The sequence below is a fragment of the Pradoshia sp. genome, from assembly GCF_051873915.1.
Lineage (GTDB): Bacteria > Bacillota > Bacilli > Bacillales > Pradoshiaceae > Pradoshia.
In genome coordinates, this window is the sequence record NZ_JBJEFJ010000171.1 from 1 (window position 1) to 6,236 (window position 6,236).

General features: G+C 42.2%; 3 protein-coding genes, 1 pseudogene and 1 riboswitch. Of the genes and pseudogenes, 2 read left to right on the forward strand and 2 right to left on the reverse strand.

The genetic code is table 11. The annotated features are described in order from the left end of the window. Window positions 1–50: 50 nt before the first annotated feature. Together ACI35L_RS14900 and ACI35L_RS14905 are read right to left on the reverse strand one after the other, a co-directional pair. Window positions 51–782 carry an ABC transporter permease gene (locus ACI35L_RS14900; RefSeq protein WP_439803202.1) on the reverse strand — a complete coding sequence of 244 codons (732 nt, stop codon included), beginning with the start codon at window positions 780–782 and terminating at the stop codon, window positions 51–53. Then, window positions 775–1,698, reverse strand: a complete 924-nt coding sequence (locus ACI35L_RS14905; protein WP_439803203.1) for an ABC transporter ATP-binding protein — start codon at window positions 1,696–1,698, stop codon at window positions 775–777. Before ACI35L_RS14905 ends, ACI35L_RS14900 begins: the two co-directional genes overlap by 8 nt. Before the next feature lie 213 nt (window positions 1,699–1,911). Beyond that, window positions 1,912–2,013: riboswitch (purine riboswitch) on the forward strand. A gap of 131 nt (window positions 2,014–2,144) precedes the next feature. Between ACI35L_RS14905 and ACI35L_RS14910 the strand changes: the two genes are divergently transcribed. Both ACI35L_RS14910 and ptsG read left to right on the forward strand, forming a co-directional pair. Next, window positions 2,145–3,482: an NCS2 family permease gene (locus ACI35L_RS14910; protein ID WP_439803204.1), complete on the forward strand. Its 1,338-nt coding sequence runs from the start codon at window positions 2,145–2,147 to the stop codon at window positions 3,480–3,482. Window positions 3,483–3,686: 204 nt separating this feature from the next. After that, a pseudogene (gene ptsG / locus ACI35L_RS14915) lies at window positions 3,687–5,772 on the forward strand (glucose-specific PTS transporter subunit IIBC). Window positions 5,773–6,236 lie beyond the last annotated feature (464 nt).

Genomic DNA, 6,236 nt, shown 5'->3' on the forward strand with positions numbered 1-6,236 from the left:
CAAAACTCCCTTTTACCTGTATCGTATTACAGATAAAAGGGAGTTTTTGTTTACTGATCCTGCCGTGAAAAAGCATAAATCGCTAAAAATATGCCGATTACTGCGCAAAGGACAATGGAGATTCCTGAAACAATGAAATAACCATTCGTCATGTCCGGAATCAGACTCGCAATTGAAACGGCTGACCATGGAATGAGGCTTGCGACTAAAATCATATTGCCTGATGCTTGTGAGCCGGCCATCATGATAGCGGTGAATAAAAGCCCCATCAAAACGGATGGATAAAAGGAAGTCCGTTGTTTAATGGCGACCCATAATAGAGGGGTAAATGCCAGGAAACTTAAGGCCCCGCTTTTCGCGAGAAGCTCTATGGTCAGCTTGATGCCTGCTGCCCCGAACTCATCTGGATACAATATTCTATAACCAATACATATTATTATCAAAGCTACTATCCATGTGATTGCATACCAAAGCGCCCAGACGCTTAGTTTACTTATAATAAAAGATGACCTGGAAGGATATGCGGTCAATGTATTGATGATTGTGCGGTCCTGGTATTCTCGCTGTATGAGAAAAGTAATAAATAAACTGCTCATGACGGAGAATATCCATATATAAAGGCTGTTGGTTGTCATGAGCCAGCTGAAATAATCGTCTAAGGACGGAATATATCTTTCTTTTATAATAAGTAGAAGCGGGACGCACAGGGCGATAGCGGAACAGATAAGAGATGTTCTGTCATGCCTTGCCTTTAAAATTTCTGCACGTATTCCGTTACGCATGTTCTCCACTCCCTATCAGGCTGGAGAAATACTTCTCCAGTCCATTCGTTTTTAGCCCGATTGCTGATACATCTACTTCCGCCATGATTAGCGCTCGGTTTATGGCAGATGGGTCATGAGTCAGGTCGAAGATTTCCACTACTCCATTATCCTTTGCTGAATAGTCATCTATATTTAATTGCTGCCTCAATATGGCGCATGCTTTTTTTATGTCAGATGTTTTGACAGATATATAGCTTCCTCGTCTTTTTAGCAAGTCTTCATAATCACATTCTTTTAAGAGCTTGCCATTATGGATAAAACCTACCTGTGTTATCATTTGTTCCATCTCCGTCAGTTGATGGCTTGAGATAAGAATGGTCTTTCCATAATCGCGGCTTAGTGACTTAATCAGATTTCTTATATCCGCAATCCCGATTGGATCAAGCCCATTCGCCGGTTCGTCTAATATAAGGAAGTCCGGATTGTGCATGATGGCGTTGGCGATGCCCAGCCTTTGTTTCATCCCAAGTGAATATTGGGAGAAATGCTTCTTGTCCTCATAGGGGAGCTCAACGGTATGGAGAGCCTTTCTGATTGATTGGCCATCAATGGTTCCTCTGAGGCTGGCAAATACCTCGAGATTCTCCCGTGCTGTCATATTTGGATAAAAGCCAGGAGTTTCAATGGTGGACCCAATTCGATGATAAACCTCATGCGCATTTCTTTCCGGCGCCTTGCCGAAGATCAAAATCTCCCCATCTGTCTTTTTCGATAGGCCTAAGACCATCTTCATAATGGTTGTTTTCCCTGACCCATTTCGGCCAATCAAGCCGTATATATGTCCGGGCTTCACATGTATATTCACGTCGTTAACTGCTAACTGATTGCCGAATACTTTTGTCAGTTTTCTTGTTGTCAATACGAAATCGTTCATCCTAATCGCCCCCTCTACTTTATACCCCTTTATCTATTTATATAGTAAGATCAAACATGCACATTTTCTGCCAATTCCGGCGGATTCTGCTAGTGGATGGGATAGGGGAGTACTCATTTAATAATAGAGGCGAACAAAGATGTAAAAAATAATACAATCGTTCGTTTTTCTGTTGACCATCAGTCATTATGTTGTTACAATACTAAAGAACTAATCACATAATTTAATAATCTTCGTATAATCATGGGGATATGGCCCATAAGTTTCTACCGAGCTACCGTTAATGGCTTGACTACGAGTAAATGATGATATACCCGGACTATGGGTGTATTCTCTTACCTATTGTCACCCCGAAACGGATATGGTTTCGGGGTGTTTTGTATTCTTGGCGATTACAACGTAGAGATGAACATGATGGTATGAAGAGAAGGGGAGTTACAAGAGAAATGAAAAAATATTTTCAATTTGATGAACTCGGCACAAATTACAAACGAGAGTTTATTGGGGGATTAACAACCTTTCTTGCGATGGCTTATATCCTAGTCGTCAACCCATTGCAGCTGACATTGGCAGATGTCGAGAACTTGCCTGATGCTATGCGTATGGATCACGGAGCTGTATTCGTTGCCACTGCACTTGCAGCAGCAGTTGGCTGCTTCTTCATGGGAATGATCGCGAAATACCCAATTGCGCTTGCACCGGGTATGGGCTTGAACTCATTCTTTGCTTATACAGTCATTCTTACTATGGGAATTCCTTGGCAGACCGCTCTTTCCGGAGTGTTGGCGTCTGGTGTTATCTTTGCCATCTTAACCTTGACGGGTATTCGTGAAAAGATTATTAATGCCATTCCGGCTGAACTGAAATTTGCAGTAGGCGCTGGTATTGGGTTGTTCATTACATTTATTGGTTTGAAAAATGCGGGATTAATTGTCGCTGATCCAAACACATATGTGGCGCTTGGCGATTTAACGGATGGCAATACATTGCTGGCTGTAGCTGGATTATTCATCACAGTTATTTTCATGGTGAAAGGTGTTAGAGGCGGAATCTTCTATGGGATGATCATCACGGCTATTATCGGAATGATCGCAGGGTTGATTGCTGTTCCGAACGCGGTATTCAGTTCAATCCCAAGTGTGGCACCGACATTCGGTGTGGCGCTTGAACCCTACTTAAATCCAGTACAATCTGATATCTTTACGGTTCAATTCTTAATCGTTGTCTTAACATTCTTGTTCGTTGACTTCTTCGATACAGCTGGTACCTTGATGGCTGTAGCGAACCAAGCTGGTTTCGTGAAGGATAACAAGCTTCCGCGTGCTGGCAAGGCATTGTTCGCTGATTCTCTTGCGACGATTACGGGTGCATTATTCGGAACATCAACGACAACTTCTTATATCGAATCAACAGCAGGGGTAGCAACTGGAGCTCGTTCTGGATTTGCCGCAGTTGTTACAGGTGTTCTGTTTATCCTGGCATTATTCTTCTATCCACTGTTATCTGTTATCACATCAGCTGTAACAGCACCGGCATTGATCTTGGTTGGGGTCTTGATGTGCGGATCTCTTAAGAATATTGAATGGAACAAGCTTGAAGTGGCTGTACCGGCATTCTTGACAATCATCATGATGCCATTGACAAACAGTATCGCCACTGGTATTGCTTGTGGATTCATTTTCTATCCAATCACTATGCTGCTTACTGGCAATCAAAAACGAATTCATCCAATTATGTATGGAATGTTCATTATATTTGTTTGCTACTTTATTTTCTTGAAATAAAACGGATTTATATGTGAACCCCTGTATCTGTTATAGATACAGGGGTTTTTATATGTATAGAAAGTGACTTCCTTTTGGTGGAGTTTACCGAGGGAACAGTTGTTGTTCTGTTTTGAACCCTTTGTGATTGATAAAATAAATGGCGGTGAGTTGATTTCCATTCATCCGAATGCTAACAACGAATGAACATAAGGAGGGCGAAAAATGTTTGAAAGAGTATTTGGTGTTTTGCAGAAGGTGGGGAAAGCATTGATGCTGCCGGTTGCCATCTTGCCTGCGGCAGGGATTCTGCTTGCTTTAGGGAATGCCACTCATAATCAAATCTGATAGATTTAATTCCCTTTCTCGATATAGGGTGGGTTCAAAAGATTGCAACTGTGATGGAGAATTCAGGACAAGTGGTCTTTGATAATCTGCCATTGCTCTTTGCTGATCGGTGTAGCTGTTGGTCTTGCCGGCGGGGAAGGGGTTGCTGGTCTAGCGGCTATAGTCGGTTATTTAATGATGAATGTAACCATGGGCGTTATGCTGAATGTGACGGATTCCCTGGTTGCGAGTGTACCGGCTTATGCAAATATCCTTGGGATACCACCCCTGCAAACCGGTGTATTCGGAGGGGTTATTGTCGGCCTTTTAGCTTCCTATTTATACAATAAATATTACACGATTGAGCTTCCGCCATACCTTGGATTCTTTGCGGGGAAACGCTTCGTGCCAATTGTTACAGCGGCAGCTTCGCTTATTCTTGGGATTGCGATGGCCTTTATATGGCCGCTGGTCCAGTATGGTTTGAATGTAGTATCTCAAAGCATGCTGGAATCCAATTTGACACTTACTACATTTGTTTTTGGAATCATTGAACGTTCGTTGATTCCATTTGGGCTTCATCATATTTTTTATTCGCCATTCTGGTATGAGTTTGGTCAGTATGTAAATGCTGCAGGAGAAATTGTCCGTGGTGATCAAGCAATCTTCTTTGCCCAATTGAAAGATGGAGTTGAAATCACAGCGGGAACGTTCATGTCAGGGAAATACCCATTTATGATGTTCGGATTGCCGGCAGCTGCTCTGGCCATTTACCATGAAGCGAAGCCTGAGAAAAAGAAGGTGGTCGGCGGTTTGATGGCTTCTGCTGCTTTAACCTCCTTCCTGACGGGTATTACAGAACCTCTCGAATTCTCATTCTTATTCGTGGCACCCGTTTTATTTGGGATCCATGCTGTATTTTCGGGTCTATCCTTCATGACGATGCAACTATTAAATGTGAAAATCGGGATGACCTTTTCTGGAGGGGTTATTGATTATCTCCTATTCGGAATTGTGCCGAATCGAACCGCTTGGTGGCTGGTGATACCAGTTGGGCTTGTCCTTGCCGTGATTTTATTATTTTGGCTTCCGTTTTGCTATCCATAAATGGAACTTGATGACACCAGGGCGGGAGGAAGGAAGCGAGACAGCTGGTGAAGCAGGCAATGTAGGAGAATTGCCATATAACATACTAGAGGCGATGGGCGGGAAAAAGAACATCAAGCATCTTGATGCCTGTATCACGCGCTTGCGTGTAGAAGTACAGGATATTCAGAGTGTGGATAAAGATGAGATTATAGCGCTTGGCGCTGCAGGTGTATTGATTGTCGGCAATAATATTCAAGCCATCTTTGGGCCGCGTTCTGAAATAATCAAGACACAAATGAGAGATATTATGGAGGACCATAAGCCTCATCCGGCAAAAGTAAGCACGATTAATATCAATAGCAAGGTTAAGCGGCGAATTGAAGAAGTGAATCCTGCGTGTATACGAGCAGAGTTCTCAAAGGAGCGCTTTATCGCACCATTAGCGGGTGAATTAGTTTCAATTACAACGGTGCCAGATCCAGTCTTTTCTGAAAGGATGATGGGAGATGGGTTTGCCATCATTCCTGCTGAAGGAATCGTAGTCTCTCCGACAGACGGCCTGATTATGAATGTATTCCCAACGAAGCATGCTATTGGAATCGTATCAGACGAAGGGTATGAGTTTTTGATTCATGTGGGAATTGATACGGTAAAACTTGGCGGTGAAGGCTTTGATGCGAAGATAGCAAAAGGTCAGCGTGTTGAAAAAGGTCAAATACTCATGGAGTTTGATCTAGAGTATATCTCCTTGAATACTTCATCCATTATTACGCCCGTAGTGATCACCAACCTGAAGGAAAGAGAAAGGGTTGAGATATTGAAGACGGGATTTGTTGAACTAGGTGAAGATGAAATCATGCATATTACTGAGGCCGATGTTGAAAGAGTTGTATAAAGTTTGCCCGCCGCCTGCTGGATGAATGCAGGCGGCGGGCTTATTTATAGGAGGAGTAGTTAAAGTCGATGGCTGTGTCCGTTATGAAAACAGGATTTTGTGAGAGCGGAATACGTTTTATAAACAGTATATTAATATATAGATAGAGGGAAAAGGATTTGTAAAATTGAAATTACCTATTATTTGTTGACAGTCCGTGACGAAGCGTGCTACTATAAGTGAACACCGAACAAAAAGGAGAAAACAAATAAAAAGTTACAAAAAGTTGTTGACTTCTGATTAGTGAAGGTGGTATGATTTAAAAGTTGCTTCTGAAGCAACAGTGAATAACAAATGTCATCTATTTACATCAAAAGAAATGGTTGACAACAGATTGTTATTCTGATATAGTAGTAAATGTCGTCAAGATACGACAAATTGCTCTTTGAAAACTAAACAAAACGAAACGCTAAGCAAGTCTTAAA

Coding starts and splice junctions, on each gene's coding strand:
- ACI35L_RS14900 (WP_439803202.1), bottom strand. CDS start 782: ATGCGTAACGGAATACGTGCAGAAATTTTAAAGGCAAGGCATGACAGA.
- ACI35L_RS14905 (WP_439803203.1), bottom strand. CDS start 1,698: ATGAACGATTTCGTATTGACAACAAGAAAACTGACAAAAGTATTCGGC.
- ACI35L_RS14910 (WP_439803204.1), top strand. CDS start 2,145: ATGAAAAAATATTTTCAATTTGATGAACTCGGCACAAATTACAAACGA.